The organism is Agromyces sp. Y782, from assembly GCF_059445405.1.
Genome location: NZ_JCAIUG010000001.1, coordinates 1,745,556 through 1,764,301 on the forward strand (window position 1 = coordinate 1,745,556; position 18,746 = coordinate 1,764,301).

The following is an 18,746-nucleotide window of genomic DNA, read 5'->3' on the forward strand; positions in this document are numbered from 1 at the left end:
TGCTCCGATCGGTCCGGCGCCGTCGTTGCTGGTGCGCCACCTCTCCATCATGGGCGACGGATGCCGCAGCCGCATGAGAGGGGTAAGCTACTTACTCATGATAAGTAAATCCGACGACTTCACCCGACACCGCGCGCGCCTGGAAGAGCTCGGCCACATCGACGATGCCGAATGCCGGCGCTTCCAGGGCACCGTCGAGTTCGCCGGACGCAAGTGGAACGCGGCGATCCTGCTGGCCGGCGTGCGGGGAGCGCGCCGATTCTCGGAGTACCGCAGCACTGTCACCGGCATCTCCGACCGGCTGCTCGCCGCGAGGCTCAAAGAGCTCGAAGACGAGGGCGTCATCGAGCGGCATGTGCGCGCGACGACACCGGTGACGATCACGTACACCCCGACCGCCGCCGGGCTGCAGCTGATCGAACTGCTGCAACCGCTCGTCGAGTGGGGCCACGCGCGCATCGTCGCCACTGAACGCTCAGCCGGCTGATGCCCCGACCGGACACGTGAAGCGGGCCGGCAGTCCGCCGGCCCGCTTCGTCGATGCGCTACTTCTCGGTGCTCTTGGGGTCGACGGTCTCGTCGGCCGCGGGCTCTTCGGTGGAAGCCGCAGTCGCCTCAGGCGCCGCGGCGGCCACCGGCTCCGCAGTCGTCGGCACGCCGTCGGCCACGATCACGACGTCTTCGACCTCGGTCTCGGCGAAGTCGGCGTCATCGAACGCGGCGTCGTCGGCGAGCACGAGCGCCGAGGCATCCGTCGCCGACCGACGCGCGGCCGCGAGGGTGATCGCGTGCACCGCGAGGGCGATGACCACGGCGAGGCCGCCGGCGGCGAGCAGCAGGCCGCCGATCGTGGTGCCCGACTGTGCAGCGAGGTACGCCGCGTAGTCGGCCGACTGGGTCGTGTACAGCTCGACCTGAGTGGCGTTCGATGAGGTCAGGAGCCAGGCGCCCACGGCGATGATCACGACGGCGACGACCCAGAGCAGGATCAGCGGCACGTTGACCTTGGTGCGGGCGGATGTGTTGTCGGTCATGACGTCCTTCGGGGTGGGGTTGCGACCGGATCGGCCTCAGAGCACGTTACGAGGCGAGCCTATGCGTGTCCTATGCGTCAGCGCGACATGTTCTTGGAATGAACTTGGCGAAAGCCGTGTCGACAGCGGCGTGACGCACCGCCGCTCAGATCGCGCGATGGTCGACGAACGCCATGCGCGGCCCCCGACGGGGCCGGCCGCGAACGCCGGCCGCGCCGAGCAACCGCACCACCCGGTACCGGTGACCGGCCCACGGAGCGAGCGTCTCGAGCATCTCGTCATCGCTCATGTCACGGCCCGCAAGCGCGTGGCCGACGTAGTTTGAGAGGTGGTAGTCGCCCACCGAGAGTGCGTCGGCGTCGCCGAGTGCACGCTGGGCGACCTCGGCGACGGTCCACGGGCCGACACCGGGCATGAGGGTGAGGCGAGCCGCGGCATCCGTCGGGCTCATGTCGACGACGGCCTCGAGCTTCGGTGCGTAGCCCGCGGCGTTCTGCAGGGTGCGCGCCCGTTTCGGATCGACGCCGGCCTGGTGCCACTCCCAGCTCGGGATCGCGCGCCACGCCTCGGGTGACGGCACGACCCGCATCGGTCGGGGCGTCGGGCCCGGCGCCGGGGTGCCGAACCGCGTCACGAGTCGTCGCCACGAGTCGTGCGCCTGCAGCGTGATGACCTTCTGCTCGAGAATCGTCGCCGCGAGCGCGTCGAAGACCTGAGCGGAGCGCGTGATACGCAGACCCGGATTCAAGCGGTGCGCATCGTCGAGCAGGCGCAGGCCGGGCTCGAATCCGGCGGGATCGTCGCGATCGCCGAGCAGTTCGGGCGCCTGCTCGACCGCGATGCCGGCACCGGGCCCCCAGGCCTCGCAACGCAACTCGTCGGCGGCAGGCTGGGTCAGGCGCACGGTCGCATCGCCGTCGTGCGTGCGAGTCGTTCGCCACACCGCACCACTCGCGTCGACGTGGAACGCCGGGTCGCCGCCACCGCGGCGCAGCACCCCGATCGTCTGGCGAAGGTCGGTCGGATGCCGCGGCCGCCAGCTGAGGGCATGGTCCGCGATCACCGCTCCAGTGTGCCTCACGCCCCTGACAGGTGCGGCGTGAACGCCGCGTGGAAGAGCGACCGCGCCCGCTGCGCGACACGCTGACGCTCCGACGCATCCGTGCGCGCGACGACATCGGCGAGCATCGTGACCGCGAGCAGCACGTCTTCGGTGGCGACGTGGTCGCCGATGCGTCCGGCTGCTCGCTCGCGGTCGAGCACGGTGCCGACGATGCGGGCAAGTCGTGCACCGAGGTGGATCACGCGCTCCTCGTGCTGGTTGCGCCAGATCAGGTCGATGATCGCGGTCGAGACCACCGCCTGCTCGATGATCGCGTCGAGCAGCTCGTCGAGGGTCGCTTCGGCAGGCTCGACGGATGCCTCGAGCTGGTCGATGTTCTCGTCGAAGACGGCCACGGCGAGTTCGAGTCGATCGGGGAAGTGGCGGTAGAGGCTGCCCTGGCCGACGCCGGCGCGCTTCGCGATCGCGTTGAACGGGGCCTGCAGGCCATCGCTCGCGAAGACCTCTCGCGCGGCGGCGATGATCGCGCGCCGATTCTCGGGTCCGGCACTCGGGCCGCGATTGGCCTTGCGAGTCTCGGATGTTCCCTTCTCACGTTCAGGCACGAGTGCTACCTTACTACCGGACAACGATGTCCGGTATGAGCTTCGAAATACAGAAGAACCGTCGGAACACTGAAGAGAAGGAAGCACTCGCATGAGCACCACCAAGCCACTCTCGGGCGACGACTCGATCAAGACCTGGCTCGAGCATCCGGTCGGCGGCCCGATCGTCCGCGACCTGCTCGCGCAGGCCGGCCAGGACCCCGACGTGCTGCGCCCCGTGCAGCGCCTCGCCATCAAGCGGCTCGTCAAGCTCAGCAAGGGCAGCTTCAGCCAGGAGATGATCGACACGCTCGTCGCGCGCGCGGCGACCGGCGACGTTCCGGCGGGCGCGCCTGCGTCGACGGATGCTGCGGCTGCGGTGTCCGCCGCAGGGGCCGGCGCCGAGGCATCCGACCGCGGTACCGACGCCGCCCCAGCCGCCCCGCCCGCCGTGGAACAGCCGGAGTGGGTGGAACGCCTCGACCAGGGCCGCTTCGCGGGCAAGACCGTCATCGTCACTGGTGCAGGCTCGGGCATCGGCCGTGCGACCGCATCGCGCGTCGCGCGCGAGGGCGGCCGGGTCATCGGCGTCGACGTGTCGCAGGAGCGCCTCGACGAGTTCGCGGCCGAGCATGCCGGCGCAGAAATCGTGACTCTCGTTGCCGACATCACCGACGACGCGGCGATCGCCCGCATCGTCGAGGCGGCCGGTGACCGCATCGACGGTCTCGCGAACATCGCCGGCATCATGGACGACATGACGCCGATCGGCGAGCTCACCGACGCCGTCTGGAAGCGCGTCTTCTCGGTCAACGTCGACGGCACCATGAAGCTCATGCGCGCCGTCGTGCCCGTCATGCTCGCGCAGGGTGTCGGCTCGATCGTGAACACCGCCTCCGAGGCGGCGTTGCGCGGCTCGGCCGCTGGCGTGGCGTACACCGCTTCAAAGCACGCCGTCGTCGGCCTCACGAAGTCGACGGCGTTCATGTACGGCCCGAGCGGCCTGCGCGTGAACGCGGTCGCTCCCGGTGCGACCATCACGAACATCGAAGCGACGTTCGCGTCACCACTCGGCGCCGAGCGGGTGCGCCAGGCCATGGCGATCCTTCCGGATGCCGCCGAGGCCGAGGCGCTCGCGGCATCCATCACCTTCCTGCTCAGCGACGACGGCGTGAACATCAACGGCGTCGTGCTCGCGAGCGACGGCGGCTGGTCGGCGGCATGAGCGCGAACGGAGCAGTCGGCACGCGCGACGTGCTCGTCGTCATCGGCGTCGGCGGCATGGGCGAGGCGATCGCCCGCCGCCAGGGCACCGGGCGCACGGTCGTGCTCGCCGACTTCAGCGAAGAGGCGCTCGACCGCGTCGGCGACGGCCTTCGCGGCGACGGATTCGACGTCGTGACGCACCGCGTCGACGTGTCGTCGCGTGCATCGGTCGTCGGGCTCGCGAACGCCGCAGCCGAACTGGGGCCGGTCACGCAGCTCGTGCATACGGCGGGCCTCTCCCCCGTGCAGGCGCCGCGCGACGCGATCCTCGCCGTCGACCTGCTGGGCACCGCGCTCGTGCTCGACGAGTTCGAGCGGGTCATCGCACCGGGCGGAGCCGGCGTCGTCATCGCGAGCATGGCGGGCCACTTCTTGCCGCCGCTGCCGCCCGAGGTGTCGCACGCTCTCGCGATGACTCCGGCCGATGACCTCCTGTCGTTGCCGGTGCTCGCCTCGGTCACCGAGGCCGCCGCGGCGTATCCACTCGCCAAGCACGGCAATCACCTGCGGGTGCGCGCGGCCAGCACCGGGTGGGGTGCTCGTGGCGCCCGCATCAACAGCATCAGCCCCGGCGTCATCTCGACGCCGATGGGCCAGCAGGAGCTCGCCGGCGAGTCGGGCGGGCAGATGCGAGCGATGATCGACGCGTCCGGCACCGGCCGCGTCGGCACGCCGTACGACATCGCGGATGCCGCGGCGTTCCTGCTCGGGCCCGACGCGAGCTTCATCACGGGCACCGACCTGCTGGTCGACGGCGGGGTGGTGGCTGCGGTCAGCAGCGGCCGGCTCGGGCTGCGCGGCAGGGAGTAGCACCCGGGTCCCCGCCGAGGGCCGGTGCCACACGGCGCCGGCCTTCGAGTCACGCCGCGCGCCGCGGCATCCTCATGTCCTCGTCTTGCCCAGGCACCGGGATGGGCAACTTCGCGAGCAGCGCCAACCCGATGAGCGACGGAAGCAACGGGAGCGCCGCTCCGAGCGCGGGCTCGACGCTCATGAGCAGCGCAGCACACACGGCGCCGAGCACGAGCGCGACGATGGCGCCGATGCGGATGCCGCTGTCCTCTGTATTCCGGTCGGCGAAGCCGGCCATGACGCTCGTCAGTGTGCCGGTCATGAAGGTCGTCGTCACGCCGGAGCGGCGCTCGATGCGTCGCGCGACCGAAGTCTGTCCGGCCATTCCGAGCGCCGAAGGCGCGATGAGGGCCACGAGAATGAGCAATTCCGTCGGGTGCGGGTTGAGCAGCCAGCCGACGAGCACGACGACCTGGGCCAGCACGGTCGCCGTCAACACGATCAGGAGCCCCCGTCGAAGAGTTGCACCCGGCCGGGCGATCCGCAGCGAGATGAACACGCCCGCGGCGAAGAACACCAGGGCGACGCTCGCACCCACCAGGGTGTTCGCGTAGTCGGGCCGTTCGAACAGGCCCGCCAAGATCATGTTGCCGGTCATGTTCGCCGTGAAGATGCCGCCGAACTGGAGGAAGGCGAACGCATCTGTCGCCCCCGCTGCGAATGAGAGCACCACTGCGAGACCGGTGAGCTGCGGCCCGACTCGCGTGAGGCGATCGTCTGACGTCGTCATTTGCCCTCCCTCGGAGGCCAGTACGGCCTCCCGCCACCGGTTCACGACGGATGCGCGCTCTCGCCTCAGCCGGAACTTCAGTCGCGTGATTGCCATTCCTCGTGGTTGCAATTCAACTGCATGTCGGATGCGGCCGAAAGGACTGTTTCGCGCGCACGGCGGCCGACACGCACGGCGGCTGACGGCGGGCACGGTCAGTGACGGGCCGTAACCTCGATCTGTTCGATTCGACGACATTCACCAGAGGACGCCATGCCCCCACGCCCGCACACTCTCGCGCCGCGGATCGACGAGATCACGCTCACCGACCTGACGGAGGCCGACATCGACACGCTCGCCGCCGGCGACCGCGTCGAGGGCCTGCGCTATCGAGGCGGCGACGTCTCGGAACGCGACCTGACGGGCGTGAGCCTCAGTGAGTGCGAGATCACCGGCGTGTTCGCCCATGACGCGCACCTCCGCGGTGCGGTGCTGACCGAGACCGTGATCGAACGCCTCGAGGCACCGGTGCTGCGCGCGCCTCGGGCCACATTGCGCGACGTGCTCATCTCGAGCTCACGCATCGGCTCCGTCGAGTTCTACGACAACACGTGGCAGTCGGTGCGTTTCATCGGCTGCAAGCTCGGCTTCGTGAACCTGCGGGGGGCTGAGATCCGCGACATCCGGTTCACCGACTGCACCATCGAAGAACTCGACCTCGGAAACATCCGTGCCGAGCGCGTCGCGTTCGAACAGACCGAGGTGCGCGCGCTCGACGTGACCGGCGCGAGACTCCGTGACGTCGACCTGCGCGGACTCGACCTCGCCGCGATCACCGGCCTCGAAGGCCTGAAGGGCGCGACGCTCGACGGCATGCAGGTCGCCCTGCTGGCGTCACTCTTTGCGAGTCACCTCGGCATCCGCGTCGTCGACTGAGCGCACGCAGTCACCTCACGGGCGACTCACCTCGGCATCCGCGTCGTCGACTGAGCGCACGCGCTCACCTCACGGGCGAGTCGCCTCGGCATCCGCGTCGTCGACTGAGCGCACGCGCTCTGCACCGACCCCGCAGCGCTCTCAGACGGTGACGCGCCGCGCGAAGTCGATGGCGTCGTCGAGCAGGGCGTCGCGGTCGACCGCGCCCTCCCAGCGATGCCCGGCACCCTCGACGAGCACGAGCTCTGCCGATGCTCCCGCCGAGAGCAGCGCGTCGGTGAGCAGCTCGGCCTGCGACACGGGCACCGAGCGGTCGCTCGTTCCGTTCACGATGAGGAAGGGCGGGGCTCCGAGCCGCACTTGCAGTGCCGGGCTCGCCGCCACCGCGCGTTCGGGGTTCGACGCGACCGTCGCCCCGAGCCACTTCGCCTCGCTGCAGTCGGGATCGTCCTCCCGTCCGAGGGCGCGGGCGTGCTCGATGAAGTCGGTCGGCCCGTACCAGTCGATGACGCCGCGCACCGCGGCATCCGCGCGAAGACCGATGAGTGCCGCGAGCGTCGCCCCCGCCGACTCGCCCCAGAGCACGACGCGCGACGCGTCGAGGCCGAACCGTTCGGCATTCGCCCGCAGCCAGTCGAGCGCCGCCGAGACGTCGTCGAGCTGGGCGGGAAAGACCGCCTCGGTGCTCAGGCGATAGTCGACGGATGCCACGGCGAACCCCGCGGCGACGATGCGGCCGAACGCCTGCTCGATCTCGGGGCCGAATTCGCGCCTGCTGCCGCTCTGCCACCCGCCGCCGTGCACGAAGAGGATGACCGGCGTTGGCGCGGCCTCGACCGCCGGCAGATGCAGGTCGAGCGCGAGCGGCCGGTGGCCGGCGAGCTCGGTGTAGACGAGGTCGCGCAGCACTCGCGCACCGGTGCGGGGGTGCTGCGACCGCTGCGCCGACGCCGGCGGCTGCGGCTGCGTCTGCGTCGCACCGAGCACCGCGTCGACGAGCCGTCGGGGCGACTCGGGGTCGAGCGGTGCGCGGCTCAGGATCCGCAGGATCAACGCGCCGACGAGCGCCTCGACGATCTCCTGGATCGGCGACGCGGCAGGAAGGTCAGAGGTGTTGACCGCCGACTCGAGTCGCACGATGAGCGCCGAGCCGGCACCGAGGCTCTCGTACAGGCGTCGACCGACCTCGTCATGCTCCGAAGCCGCCGCGAGCAGGGATCGCAGGAGGGTCTCGTTGCCGGGGTCGGCGATGAATCGGCTCAGGTCGTCGAGCCAGACGACGAGGTCGGCCCGCGCATCTCCGGAGTCACCCGGGATGAAACGATCCGGCAGGAGGATGCCCTCGAGGAGGCACTCCGCGACGAGTGCGCCCTTCGACGACCACCAGCGATAGATCGTCTGCTTGCCGACTCCGGCAGCGGCGGCGATGCCCTCCATCGAGAGGTGGTCGTACCCGCGCTCGGCGAAGAGACGCGCGGTCGCGTCGAGGATCGCGAGGCGCGCGGACTCGCTTCGCGCTGCGCCTCGTCGCCGCTCGGACATCCTCACATCCTATTCACAATCAACGAGACGGACCGTTGCGTATTGTTGTCCTTCGGGGCTTCGGGAGGACAGACGGATGGCGGAACTGCTCTATCGCTTGGGCAAGCTCTCTGCGCGGCGCGCGTGGACTGTCGTCGCGGCATGGGTGCTCGTGCTCGTCGTCGCCGGCGTCGGCTTCGCAATCGGGTTCAAGGGTCTCGCGACGAGCTTCGACATCCCCGGCACCGCGTCGGGCGCGGTGACCGAAGAGCTCCAGGAGCAGCTCCCCGACTTCGCCGGTGCCTCCGGCACGGTGGTCTTCGAGACGAGCGACGGCAGCGCACTGAGCGACACCCAGCGCGAGCAGATCAGTGCGCTCGTGGCAGACGGCCATGAGCTGCCGGATGTCGCTGACGTCATCGACCCCTTCGAGACCGAGCAGCAGCGGGCCGATCGCCGACAGGAGCTCACCGACGGCCGGGCGCAGCTCGAGGCCGGCCGCACCCAACTCGACGCCGCGCAAGCGCAACTCGACGCGGGCCGCCAGCAGGCCGTGGCGGCAGGGGCGCCGGCCGAACAGCTCGCCGCGCTCGACGAGCAGCAGGCGCAACTCGACGCATCTCGCGACGAACTCGAGTCGGGCGCAGAGCAACTCGAGGTCGGCGCCGAGCTGCTCGAACTCTCAGACGGCATTCACGTGATCTCCGACGACGAGTCCACCGTGCTCGTGAACGTCGCCTTCACCGAGCCGCGGCTCGAGCTTCCCGAAGAGTCGAAGCAGGCGGTCATCGACCATTTCGAGTCCGAGCCGATCGACGGCGTCGAGGTCTCGTTCTCCACCGACATCGCGCAGGGCGTGCCGCAGCTCGTCGGCATCGGCGAGATCGTCGGCGTCGTCTTCGCCGCCATCGTGCTGCTCGTGATGCTCGGTTCAGTGCTCGCGGCCGCACTTCCGCTCGTCACCGCCCTCGTTGGCGTCGCGATCGCCGCCCTCGGCTCGCTCGCCTTCTCGGGCGTCGTGCAGATGGCGTCGGTGACCCCGATGCTCGGCGTGATGCTCGGCCTCGCGGTGGGCATCGACTACTCGCTCTTCATCATCAACCGGCACCGCAAGCAACTGCTGCAGGGCGCCGAGGTGCGCGAGTCGATCGGCCTCGCGAACGGCACCGCCGGCAACGCGGTGGTCTTCGCCGGCGCCACGGTCGTCGTGGCGTTGCTCGCCCTGAACGTGACCGGGGTCCCCTTCCTCGGCCTCATGGGAACCGTCGGCGCCGTCGGCGTGGCGGTCGCCGTGCTCATCGCCGTCAGCCTCACGCCCGCCATTCTCGGGCTCCTCGGCGAGCGCGTGCTCAGCCGTCGCGCGCGGGCACGCGTGGGTGAGGAGCACCACGAGGACACGAAGGCGAAGCCCATGTCGACGTGGCGGGCCATCGTGACCGTCATCGCGACCGCCGCCGCCCTCCTCACGATCGCGATCCCGGCTCTCTCCATGCGCGTGGGCCTGCCCGACGGGTCATCCGAAGCCGCCGACTCCGCGTCGTACCGCGCGTTCATGACGACCGAAGCCGCGTTCGGCGCCGGCGCGAACGGCCCGCTCCTCGTGACCGCCGCCCTTCCCGCGGGCCTCGACGATGACGAGGTGCTCGGCGCCCAGCTCGAGGTCGCCCGTACCCTGGCCGATCAAGACGATGTCGTGGCCGTTGCCCCGATCGCGGTCTCCGACGACGGCCGGCTCGCCGCGTTCCAGGTCGTTCCCACCGAGGGGCCCAACAGCGCCTCCACCGAGCAGCTCGTGCGCGAGCTGCGTGAGCTGCCGCCGATCGACGGCGACATCACGCTCGGCGTGGCCGGCCAGGCGGCGATCAACATCGACATCTCCGAGAATCTCGCCGACGTGCTGCCGACCTACCTCGCGGTCGTGGTCGGGCTCTCGCTGCTCATCATGATCCTCGTGTTCCGCTCGATCCTCGTGCCGCTCATCGCGACCGGCGGGTTCATCCTGTCGCTGTTCGCCACCTACGGCGCGACCGTCGCGGTGTTCCAGTGGGGGTGGCTCGCCGAGCCGCTCGGCATCCACACCGGTCCGATCCTGAGCTTCCTGCCGGTGATCCTCGTGGGCATCCTGTTCGGGCTCGCGATGGACTACCAGCTCTTCCTGGCATCCGGCATGCGCGAGGCGTACGTGCACGGAGCATCCGCTCGCCTGGCCGTCGCCCGTGGATTCCGGGCCGGTCGGTCCGTCGTCATCGCCGCCGGCCTCATCATGGTGTCGGTCTTCGGCGGGTTCGTGTTCTCGGAATCGACCATGATCAGGTCGATCGGCTTCGGCCTCGCCTTCGGCGTGCTCGTCGACGCATTCGCGGTCCGGATGCTCCTCATGCCGGCGCTCATGCACCTGCTCGGCCGCTCGGCGTGGTGGATCCCGCGCTGGCTCGACCGCATCATGCCGAACGTCGACGTCGAGGGGGCGGCGCTCGAGCGCAGGCATCACGCCTGAGCACTCAGCGTTCGAACCGACACCGGCGTAACGTCGGGGTCATGACCGTTCCCACTTTCACGCTCAACAACGGCATCGAGATGCCCGTGCTCGGGTTCGGCGTCTTCCAGACCTCGCCCGAAGAGACCACGGCCGCGGTGGGCGAAGCGCTCGCGGTCGGGTACCGGCACGTCGACACCGCCGCTGCGTACGGCAACGAACGCGAGGTCGGGCGGGCGATCGCCGACTCCGGCATCCCTCGCGACGAGCTGTTCATCGAGACGAAGGTCTGGATCAGCGACTACGGGTTCGATGAGACGCTGCACGCCTTCGAGAAGTCCGCCGGCAAGCTCGGCGTCGACCAGATCGACCTGCTCATCCTGCACCAGCCGTTACCGTCGGCCTGGCAGAAGACGCTCGGCGCCTACCGCGCCCTCGAGCAGCTCCACGCCGACGGCAGGGTGCGCGCCATCGGGGTGAGCACCTGACCGAGCTGATGATCGCGACCGAGATCGTGCCGGCCGTGAACCACGAAACGAAGGAGCACATTGTGCGCGGAGTGATGATGTACGGGCCGGGAGACGTTCGGCTCGAAGAGCGCGACGCCCCGACGATCATCGAACCCACTGATGCCATTATCCGCTTGTCCGCGACGTGTATTTGCGGGTCTGATCTGTGGCCGTACCGCGGGGCGGAGCCTCTCTACTCGACGCCGCAGGCGATGGGTCATGAGTACATCGGCGTGGTCGAAAAGATCGGCGCAGATGTGAGGAATGTGGAGATCGGCGATTTCGTAGTGGGATCGTTCGTCGCCTCGGACAATACCTGCGAGATCTGCCAGGCCGGCTACCAATCCCGTTGCATCCACAACGTGATGATGGGCGCGATCGGCACGCAGGCTGAGCTCGCACGTATTCCGCTGGCCGACGGCACTCTTGTCGCCACCCCTGGTCACCCGGATGCGGACCTGATCCCGTCGCTGATGGCGGCATCCGATGTGCTCGGCACCGGATGGTACGGGGCCGTCGCCGCCGAAGCAGGACCCGGGAAGACCATCGCTGTCGTCGGCGATGGTGCTGTGGGGCTTTCGGCGGTCCTCGCTGCCGAGCAGCTCGGTGCCGAACGGATCATTCTGTTCAGCCGCCACCCCGAACGGCAGGAGCTGGGGCGCGCGTTCGGCGCAACGGACATCATCGAAGAGCGCGGCGATGAGGGTGCAGCAAAGGTCAAGGAGCTCACGGGCGGCTACGGTACCCACGGCACCGTCGAGGCCGTCGGTACGCAGGAGTCGATGTGGCAGGCGATCAACTGCACTCGTCCCGGCGGTTACGTCGGGTACGTCGGAGTCTCTCATGGCGTCGAATTGAGCGGCTTGAACCTCTTCTTCGCCAGCGTGCACCTGCACGGCGGGCCGGCCCCGGTGCGCCAGTACCTCCCCGACCTCATCCAGCTCATCTGGGACCGCAAGATCGACCCCGGAAAGGTGTTCGACCTGACTCTGCCGGTCGAGGAGGCCGCCGAAGGCTACAAGGCGATGGATGAGCGCCGCGCCACGAAGGTTCTGCTCACCTTCTGACTCCGCGCCCACGGGCGGCCTGTTTCGGCCGCCCACGAGATTGAACTCAAGACCTCCCCTCCGACGTCCTCGCCTCGTGCGGCCGGAGACCCGCTTCGATCCGGTCCATGGTGCCGGCGTAGGCGTCGGTGATGTCGATGCCGAGTCGTTCGGCGATGACGATCACCCACCACAGGGATTCCGAGAGCTTGTGCCGCAGCTGCGCATCGACGTCGCCGCCGATCTCCCACGTGCCGTCGTGGGCGAGAATCAGTCGCCCGACCGTGCCGACGTCATTGCTGAAGCCGAGCATGAGCTCGTGCAGTGTCCACACCCTTCCGTTGAGCCGCTGCTCGATCGTTTCGTATAGCGCCCGCACCTCCATCGCGCGCTCGCGCGCGGCTTCGAGGCTGACCTGCTGTTCGGTGTTCACGGAGTCCTCCTTGAGTGTTGTCTTGCGATCGATCGATCGGTCGGATGCCGCGGCTACTGCCCTGCGACCGCCTCCACTGTGATTGCCTCCGCTGTGATTGCCTCCGCTGTGCTCGCCGCCGCCGCTTCGATGACCGCCGCGACCTCGCGCGGGTGGCTCACCATCGACAGGTGTCCGGCTTCGAGTTCGGTCACGGTCGCGCCGGCCCGGTTCGCCATACGCAACTGCAGCGCGAGCGGGATGCTGCCATCGAGGGTGCCGGCCACGTACCACGACGGCAGGGTCTCCCACGCCTGGCCACCGGCCGCCGGTGCACCGACGGCGCCGAACGTGATGGGTCGCTGGCGTGCGAAGAACTCCGTCTGCAACTCCTCCGAGAGGCCGGTGGCGAACGCAGGCTCGAACGGGCCGCGCTTGATGTAGAGATCGACGTCACCCTCCGCGGCGCCCGGGTAGGGGACCATGTCGAACAGCTGACTCGGGTCGACCGGTCCGGCGCTGTTGAGCAGATCGAGGAGACTCTCCCCCTCGATGGGCACGAACGCATCGACGTACACGATGCCGCGAACATCGGGCGCGCGGAGCGCCGCGGTGCCCACGAGTGCCCCGCCGTAGGAGTGCCCGACGAGGATGACGGGTCCGTTGGTGCGCGTCTGCAGGAACGTGGCGAGGTAGTCGGCGTCACCGCTGAGCGAACGCAGCGGGTTCGCGAACTCCAGTACGTCGAATCCGTCTGCCGACAGGATCCTCTGGACTTCCGCGAACGAGCTGGCGTCGGTCCACGCTCCGTGGACGATGACGATGGTGGGCTTGATCGAACCGGACATGTGAATACTTCCCTTTTCTCGAGGGCTCCTGGTCGGAGCCGCTTCCGCTTCTGATCGGCTGTCACCCGATCGCGGCGTACTGGCTACAACACGAAGGCTGGCAGATTATGCCCGATCTGCCAGATTGATCCGCAACTTGGCATAAACTGCCAATTGCGGACGGGCGACATATCGAAGCGTGCGCCACGGAAGGCAAAGGAGGATGAAGAGCATGAACACGGATGCATCCGACCGGGGCGATCTTCGTGAAATCGGCAAACAGGCGGTTCGCGCGGAAATCGCCCAACGCGCGCTCGCCCTTCTCGACGAACGCGGATTCGACGAGACGACCGTCGAGGAGATCTCCGCAGCGGTCGGAATCTCCCCGCGGAGCTTCTTCCGCTACTTCGCGACGAAAGAGGACCTCGTCATCGGCGACCTCATGCCGATGGGGCGTGTGATCGAGGAGGCACTTCTGTCGCGCCCAGACGAGGAGCCGCCGTGGGCGGCACTTCGGGCAGCGCTTGCGCCACTCGAACGCATCTCCGAGGGCGACCTCGAGAGCGTGCGACGAACCACGCGTGTGGCACTGAGCACCCCGGGCCTGAGAGCGAAGACGATCGAACGGCACACCGCATGGGCGGCCGTGCTCGCTCCGATCGTCGCCCGTCGCCTCACAGGGAAGAAGGAGCACCCGATCATCACAGCCGACGCCATCACGCAGTCCGCTCTCGCGTGCCTCTACGTCGCCACGGCGGCGTGGGCCACCGACGGTGGTCGATCGTATTCCAGCCTCCTCGACGAGGCCTTCGACGCGGTCGCGCAATTGTGAGCGCCGCCACCGAGTCCGCGCCCACCGCCGAGTCCGTCGCTCGCTGGGTCGACGGGTACCTGAAAGCGTGGGAGTCCAACGCCTCGCCCGATATCGCCGCGCTCTTCACGGAAGACGCCGAGTATCACGAGTCGCCGTACGAGACGGAATGGATTGGACGCGACGAGATCGTCGAAGGCTGGCGCGGCCGCTGGGACTGGCAGCAGGGCGGCTGGCAATTCGAATGGTCGCTCTCGTCGATCGACGGCCCGACCGTCGTGATCACCGGAATCGGGCACTACACGAAGCTCGGTGACTTCGACAACGTGTGGACCGTGACCTTCGACGAATCGGGCCGAGCCAGCCGCTTCGAGATGCTGAACACCGAACGGAACTGAACCTTCATTCCGTTTCGCTGCGGCATCGCTGACCCGTGAATGACGCAAGCGAGATGGTTCTGCCAAGTCGGTGGGAAGATGGCTCGGACCCGTCGAATAGGATGGGTTCCTACCCGGAACTGGCGAGAGCTTCCCCCCGAGCTTGGCGCACGATCGATTCAGTCTCCTCGACGAGGAGACTCACGTTCACCGAGCACGCGGACCTTCGCGCTGAAGTGGCCCCTTGGGGTCGCGTTCTGCTAGGAAGAGAACCCAGGTGTTCCCCGAACGAACGGATGAAACGTGACAAGTCCCAGCGGCGACCAGCAGTCCGATGTACTCGAGCAGAGCGACTACGCGGCCGTGGGGGGCGCGCCGGCGATCACCGCGGTGGTCGGCAGGTTCTACGAACTGGTAGTGGCCGACGACCGGCTCGCCCCGTATTTCGAGGGGGTCGAGATGGTCCGGCTCAAGCGCCACCAGGTCGCGCTGGTCTCGCAGGTCATGGGCGGTCCGGTCGAGTACTCGGGGCGCGACCTGCGCGCGGCGCACCAGGGCATGGGCATCTCGACCGACGACTTCGCCGTCGTCGTCGACCACCTGGTGACGGCGCTGACCGAAGCCGGCGTCGAGCCCGCGATCATCGGCCGGGTGGGGGCTGCGCTCGGCGGTACGGAATCGGACATCGTCGAGGTGGCCTCGACGCGAGGCTGACTCGGTGAACACTGCCGCTCTGAAAGAGACGTGGGCGCTGGCCGAGACTCTCGGCGACGAAGTCCCGCTCCACTTCTATTCCCACCTGTTCCTCTCCCATCCCGAGTTGCGGAGCATGTTCCCGGTCTCGATGGCGACCCAGCGCGACCGGTTGGTCGGAGCGCTGGGCCGCATCGTGTCGGGAGTCGATCAGCTCGACGAGGTCACCGGGCTGATCCAGCAGCTCGGCCGCGACCACCGGCGCTTCCAGGTCGTGGCGCAGCACTACGACGCGGTCGGTGCTTCCCTGCTCGCCACGCTGAAGCACTTCCTCGGAGATTTGTGGACCGAGGAGCTCGCCGCAGACTGGGCGGCGGCCTATGGCCTCATCGCCACGGTGATGATCCAGGCGGCTGAGGAGTCCGAGCGCACGAGTCCAGCCTCATGGGCTGGGCAGGTGCTCTCAGTCGATCGGCGAAGCCTCGACATCGCGGTGGTCCAAGTGCTGCCCGAGCCCGCGTTGTCCTTCGAACCGGGCCAGTCGATGGCGATGGAGATCCCGGCCCGCCCCCGGCTCTGGCGCTATTTCAGTCCCGCCAACGCTCCGCGTGCCGACGGCACCCTCGAGTTCCACATCCAGCTGGTTCCCGGAGGTCAGGTGAGCGGCACGCTGATCAGCTCGCTCGCGGTCGGAGAGACCGTGCGCCTCGGTGCTCCGGTCGGTGAGGAGCTGACGCTCGGCGAGAACGATCGCGGACGCGACCTGCTGATGATCGCCGGCGGTGTCGGCCTGGCGCCGCTCCGAGCTCACCTGGAGCGCATCGACCAGCATTGGCAGAAGACCGGCGAGGCTCCTCAGGTGCACGTGTTCCATGGGGCGCGCGTGCCGTGGAACCTCTACGAGAACAAGCTGCTCCAAGATCTGCGCGTTCGCCCGTGGTTCACCTATACGCCGGTGGTCTCGGGCGACCCGAGCTACCCGGGCGCCAAGGGTCTGGTGGGGGATGTCGCTGCTGACGCCGCCCGGCCCGGTGACCTCGCACTCGTGTGCGGGTCGCCCAACATGGTGCGGCACGCGGTGTTGCGTGTGCGCGACGCCGGCCTGCCCTCGAGCGACATTCGCTTCGAGCAGTTCGCTACCCTCGACGAAGACAGCCACGCATTGCATCACCACACCCAGAACCCGCAGCCGGCGCAGGCTGCCGTAGAGCAAGTGGGAACCCGCTGATGACGCCCATGACGACCGACGACCCCGACTTTCCCGACGCTCCTCCCGCCGTGGAGCACGAGGGAACCCTGGCGAGCGCGGTGGGCCGCCTGCCCGAGGCGAGTGAGGTGCGCTTCGGCATCAAGCACATCGGCGGCGGGTACGACCGGGTTGAGGTCGACGCATTCGTACGCAAGACGTCGGAAGCCGTTGGCGCCGTCCGGGCCGCCGCGGACAGCGACCGCGAGGAGTTGACGAACCTGCGCACTGAGAACGCCAAGCTCCGTGCGGAGGCCGGCACCGATCTCCATCAGGAGATCGCTGCAGGGGCCGTCGGGTTGCTCTCTCAGGCGCAGCTGATCGCAGACCGCGCGGTGGCCGACGCTGAGCAGTACGCCCGCGATCTGGTGGTAACGGCCCGCGACCAGTATCGCGAGGTTCTGGAGCGCGCAGAACGCAGCGCGGTGCATGTGGTCGCGGGGCTCACCACATCAGAGAAGCCGGCCCTTCCCGAGATCGAGTACGTGCGTACCTACGCCAAGGTCGCGCAGATCCAGTTGCGCTCCGTGCTCGACGCCCTCACCGAACAGGTCGACCGTCTCGGAACCCTGCCTCTGGCCGAACACGAACCGGTCGCCGGTGCCTCGATCGGTGCCGACGCGCCGCCGGTCGATGACCCGGTCGTCGAGCCCGATTGGACACGACCGACCGTTCAGCGGGAATCGTTCGTCGAGCCGGAATCGTTCTCGATGCCGGGATCGTTCTCCGTGTCGGCATTCTCCGAGGATTCGCCCTCCGAGTCGCCGGCGCTGGCCGAGCCCCGAGCTCCTGTTCGAAACTGACGGTCGGCTGTCCTGTGGCGCAGGCGCGTCGCTGTTGACGTCGCCTGAATGAGCGGGTCCGCCGTGACGGCGGCCCCCGCGGTCTTCTCCGTTCTCAACAGCAGTGGAAAGCCGTCGCACAGGCGGCTGCGACCCCCTCCGTGCCCCCGAGGCCGTGAGGGGCAAGAGTTCCGAAAGTGTTCGCTTTCGTCGATCATCGCGTCCTTTAGCGTGAGCACATGACGACCGATCAGAAGCTCTCCCGTCTCGCCGGGTCGGTCCGTCCGGCGAGTTGGCGCCTGGTCGGAGGGGCGCTCGTCCTGGCGTCAGCGGCCCTCCAGTCCTTCGCTTCACTGCAGCGGTGGGTGTGGGCAGCCGGCAATTGGTCGCGGGAGGACCGGCTGGTCGAGGACAGCCGCTTCGACTACTCCTACCCCGCGGACCCCTGGGAGAATCTGGGCGCCGCGGCGCAGACGTTCGGCGCGGCCTACCTGCTCCTCGCGCTCGGGGTCCTCGCCATCGGTCGCGCGACGTTCGAACCCCGGCACCTGCAGATCGTGGCGGGGTACGTCGCTGCGGCGTGCTTCGGCATCACCGGATTGCACGCCCTCGTCTCGGGCCTGCTGGGGGTGCCGACCTTTCTGCAGAACCTGCCGTTCCAGATGGTGCACGGGCTGGCCGAAGTGCTCGCGCTGCTGTTCCTCGCCGCGAGCTGGGTGCGGACGTCGATCGCGACCTCGGTGGCCTGGCTCCTGCTGATCGGCGCGACGTTCTTCGGGTATTCGATCGCTGCGCTCGTCATCGCCCCCGCGATCCTCGGCTACCAATCGTTCGACATGACGCCCCACACCGAGACGGTCGTCGCTGCGTTCACCGGCGCCGCAGGCATCGCGCTGCTCGTCCCGCTCCTGCCGCGCCCGAAGCGCGTGAAGCCGCGGAACTGACAGAACCCGGCTCCCGCACAACACGAGATTGCGGTTCGAACCGATTCGATATCGCGAACTGTCGCGGAAACTTGAACGACTCCGGCATCGTCACCACAACGCGGAGGGGAACGGTGTCGACCGGAAGCGAGCCGAGCTGCGACATCTGACCGGCTCAGCGCCTGCGGCGGGTGGAGATCTTGATGAGGACGGCGACGGATGCCGCGACGATGAGACCCAGGAACACCGGGTTCATGTCTTTGCTCAGGCTCGGCGCACGGTCCTGTGAGAGCGCCCAGATGAGGAAGGGCGTGAGGTAGAACGCGGTGAGCAGGCCCACCCACCAGCTGAGCGCCCGCGTTCGGGCGTCGACGAGGGTGACGACCATGGCGATGACGACGGGCACGACGGCCAGGAACGCGAACTGGCCGATGACGAGCACGGGGATCAACCATGCGGAGATCGTCACGGCAAGGTGTGCGCGACGTGGTCTCCGCGTTCCCGCCTGAAGTGTTGCGACTGCGATGTTGTCGGACATGTGAGCTCCATTTCCATGTGAGTTGTTAGTGAGTGACTCTACACTCACCCCAGCCACTCGCTCCGCCGCTCGAGCTCATTCGTGCTCTGATCGCGGCCCGGAATCGGCCATCGGCGCAAAAGAAAACGGCCCGAAACCTCA

The 18,746-nt window shown here is 68.4% G+C and carries 20 protein-coding genes and 1 pseudogene; 13 read left to right on the forward strand and 8 right to left on the reverse strand.

Annotation, left to right across the window (positions count from 1 at the left end; all coding sequences use genetic code 11):
- Window positions 1-97 precede the first annotated feature (97 nt).
- Window positions 98-487, forward strand: coding sequence for a winged helix-turn-helix transcriptional regulator (locus AC1C2S_RS07900; RefSeq protein WP_495351978.1), 390 nt, complete (start codon window positions 98-100; stop codon window positions 485-487).
- Window positions 488-545: 58 nt separating this feature from the next.
- Here AC1C2S_RS07900 and AC1C2S_RS07905 read toward each other — a convergent pair whose 3' ends face one another.
- From AC1C2S_RS07905 to AC1C2S_RS07915, 3 genes are all read right to left on the reverse strand, one after another.
- Entirely contained in the window at window positions 546-1,034 is a 489-nt protein-coding gene (locus tag AC1C2S_RS07905; protein WP_495351979.1) for a hypothetical protein, read from the reverse strand.
- A 145-nt stretch (window positions 1,035-1,179) separates the two neighbouring features.
- Window positions 1,180-2,097, reverse strand: a complete 918-nt coding sequence (locus AC1C2S_RS07910; RefSeq protein ID WP_495351980.1) for a DNA-3-methyladenine glycosylase family protein — start codon at window positions 2,095-2,097, stop codon at window positions 1,180-1,182.
- 14 nt (window positions 2,098-2,111) lie between these two features.
- Complete coding sequence (locus AC1C2S_RS07915; protein WP_495351981.1) at window positions 2,112-2,702, reverse strand: TetR family transcriptional regulator; 591 nt, start codon at window positions 2,700-2,702, stop codon at window positions 2,112-2,114.
- Window positions 2,703-2,793: 91 nt separating this feature from the next.
- Between AC1C2S_RS07915 and AC1C2S_RS07920 the strand changes: the two genes are divergently transcribed.
- Window positions 2,794-3,906, forward strand: coding sequence for an SDR family NAD(P)-dependent oxidoreductase (locus tag AC1C2S_RS07920; RefSeq protein ID WP_495351982.1), 1,113 nt, complete (start codon window positions 2,794-2,796; stop codon window positions 3,904-3,906).
- Window positions 3,903-4,757, forward strand: a complete 855-nt coding sequence (locus AC1C2S_RS07925; RefSeq protein ID WP_495351983.1) for an SDR family oxidoreductase — start codon at window positions 3,903-3,905, stop codon at window positions 4,755-4,757. Before AC1C2S_RS07920 ends, AC1C2S_RS07925 begins: the two co-directional genes overlap by 4 nt.
- Before the next feature lie 49 nt (window positions 4,758-4,806).
- On the opposite strand, the gene AC1C2S_RS07930 is transcribed toward AC1C2S_RS07925, so the two are convergent.
- Window positions 4,807-5,529, reverse strand: coding sequence for a YoaK family protein (locus AC1C2S_RS07930; RefSeq protein ID WP_495351984.1), 723 nt, complete (start codon window positions 5,527-5,529; stop codon window positions 4,807-4,809).
- Window positions 5,530-5,781: 252 nt separating this feature from the next.
- Here AC1C2S_RS07930 and AC1C2S_RS07935 point away from each other — a divergent pair, with 252 nt between their 5' ends.
- Window positions 5,782-6,444, forward strand: a complete 663-nt coding sequence (locus AC1C2S_RS07935) for a pentapeptide repeat-containing protein (RefSeq protein ID WP_495351985.1) — start codon at window positions 5,782-5,784, stop codon at window positions 6,442-6,444.
- Between the two features lie 141 nt (window positions 6,445-6,585).
- Here AC1C2S_RS07935 and AC1C2S_RS07940 read toward each other — a convergent pair whose 3' ends face one another.
- On the reverse strand, window positions 6,586-7,986 hold the full coding sequence (locus AC1C2S_RS07940) for an alpha/beta hydrolase fold domain-containing protein (RefSeq protein ID WP_495351986.1): 1,401 nt from the start codon (window positions 7,984-7,986) through the stop codon (window positions 6,586-6,588).
- A 76-nt stretch (window positions 7,987-8,062) separates the two neighbouring features.
- On the opposite strand from AC1C2S_RS07940, the gene AC1C2S_RS07945 reads away from it, so the two are divergent.
- The 3 genes and pseudogenes from AC1C2S_RS07945 to AC1C2S_RS07955 all read left to right on the forward strand — a co-directional run bounded on the left by AC1C2S_RS07945 (window position 8,063) and on the right by AC1C2S_RS07955 (window position 12,017).
- On the forward strand, window positions 8,063-10,462 hold the full coding sequence (locus AC1C2S_RS07945) for an MMPL family transporter (RefSeq protein ID WP_495351987.1): 2,400 nt from the start codon (window positions 8,063-8,065) through the stop codon (window positions 10,460-10,462).
- Window positions 10,463-10,503: 41 nt separating this feature from the next.
- A pseudogene (locus tag AC1C2S_RS07950) lies at window positions 10,504-10,970 on the forward strand (aldo/keto reductase); the annotation flags it as partial.
- A 21-nt stretch (window positions 10,971-10,991) separates the two neighbouring features.
- Window positions 10,992-12,017 (forward strand): zinc-dependent alcohol dehydrogenase family protein, encoded by a 1,026-nt coding sequence (locus tag AC1C2S_RS07955; RefSeq protein WP_495353216.1) that lies wholly within the window; start codon window positions 10,992-10,994, stop codon window positions 12,015-12,017.
- Window positions 12,018-12,063: 46 nt separating this feature from the next.
- Here the strand turns inward: AC1C2S_RS07955 and AC1C2S_RS07960 are convergent, their stop codons facing one another.
- Entirely contained in the window at window positions 12,064-12,429 is a 366-nt protein-coding gene (locus AC1C2S_RS07960) for a nucleoside triphosphate pyrophosphohydrolase family protein (protein WP_495351988.1), read from the reverse strand.
- Window positions 12,430-12,482: 53 nt separating this feature from the next.
- Window positions 12,483-13,256, reverse strand: a complete 774-nt coding sequence (locus tag AC1C2S_RS07965; protein WP_495351989.1) for an alpha/beta fold hydrolase — start codon at window positions 13,254-13,256, stop codon at window positions 12,483-12,485.
- A 211-nt stretch (window positions 13,257-13,467) separates the two neighbouring features.
- Here AC1C2S_RS07965 and AC1C2S_RS07970 point away from each other — a divergent pair, with 211 nt between their 5' ends.
- The 6 genes from AC1C2S_RS07970 to AC1C2S_RS07995 all read left to right on the forward strand — a co-directional run bounded on the left by AC1C2S_RS07970 (window position 13,468) and on the right by AC1C2S_RS07995 (window position 18,088).
- A complete protein-coding gene (locus tag AC1C2S_RS07970) occupies window positions 13,468-14,067 on the forward strand; it encodes an acyl-CoA-like ligand-binding transcription factor (protein WP_495351990.1) in 600 nt (199 codons plus the stop codon).
- Window positions 14,064-14,444, forward strand: a complete 381-nt coding sequence (locus AC1C2S_RS07975; protein ID WP_495351991.1) for a nuclear transport factor 2 family protein — start codon at window positions 14,064-14,066, stop codon at window positions 14,442-14,444. The genes AC1C2S_RS07970 and AC1C2S_RS07975 overlap by 4 nt, the downstream gene beginning before the upstream one ends.
- 282 nt (window positions 14,445-14,726) lie before the next feature.
- A complete protein-coding gene (locus tag AC1C2S_RS07980; RefSeq protein WP_495351992.1) occupies window positions 14,727-15,137 on the forward strand; it encodes a group I truncated hemoglobin in 411 nt (136 codons plus the stop codon).
- Window positions 15,138-15,141: 4 nt separating this feature from the next.
- Entirely contained in the window at window positions 15,142-16,344 is a 1,203-nt protein-coding gene (locus AC1C2S_RS07985; protein ID WP_495351993.1) for a globin domain-containing protein, read from the forward strand.
- Entirely contained in the window at window positions 16,344-17,165 is an 822-nt protein-coding gene (locus AC1C2S_RS07990; protein WP_495351994.1) for a hypothetical protein, read from the forward strand. The genes AC1C2S_RS07985 and AC1C2S_RS07990 overlap by 1 nt, the downstream gene beginning before the upstream one ends.
- 218 nt (window positions 17,166-17,383) lie before the next feature.
- Window positions 17,384-18,088, forward strand: a complete 705-nt coding sequence (locus tag AC1C2S_RS07995) for a hypothetical protein (RefSeq protein ID WP_495351995.1) — start codon at window positions 17,384-17,386, stop codon at window positions 18,086-18,088.
- A gap of 154 nt (window positions 18,089-18,242) precedes the next feature.
- On the opposite strand, the gene AC1C2S_RS08000 is transcribed toward AC1C2S_RS07995, so the two are convergent.
- Window positions 18,243-18,536 (reverse strand): hypothetical protein, encoded by a 294-nt coding sequence (locus AC1C2S_RS08000; RefSeq protein ID WP_495351996.1) that lies wholly within the window; start codon window positions 18,534-18,536, stop codon window positions 18,243-18,245.
- Between the last annotated feature and the right edge of the window lie 210 nt (window positions 18,537-18,746).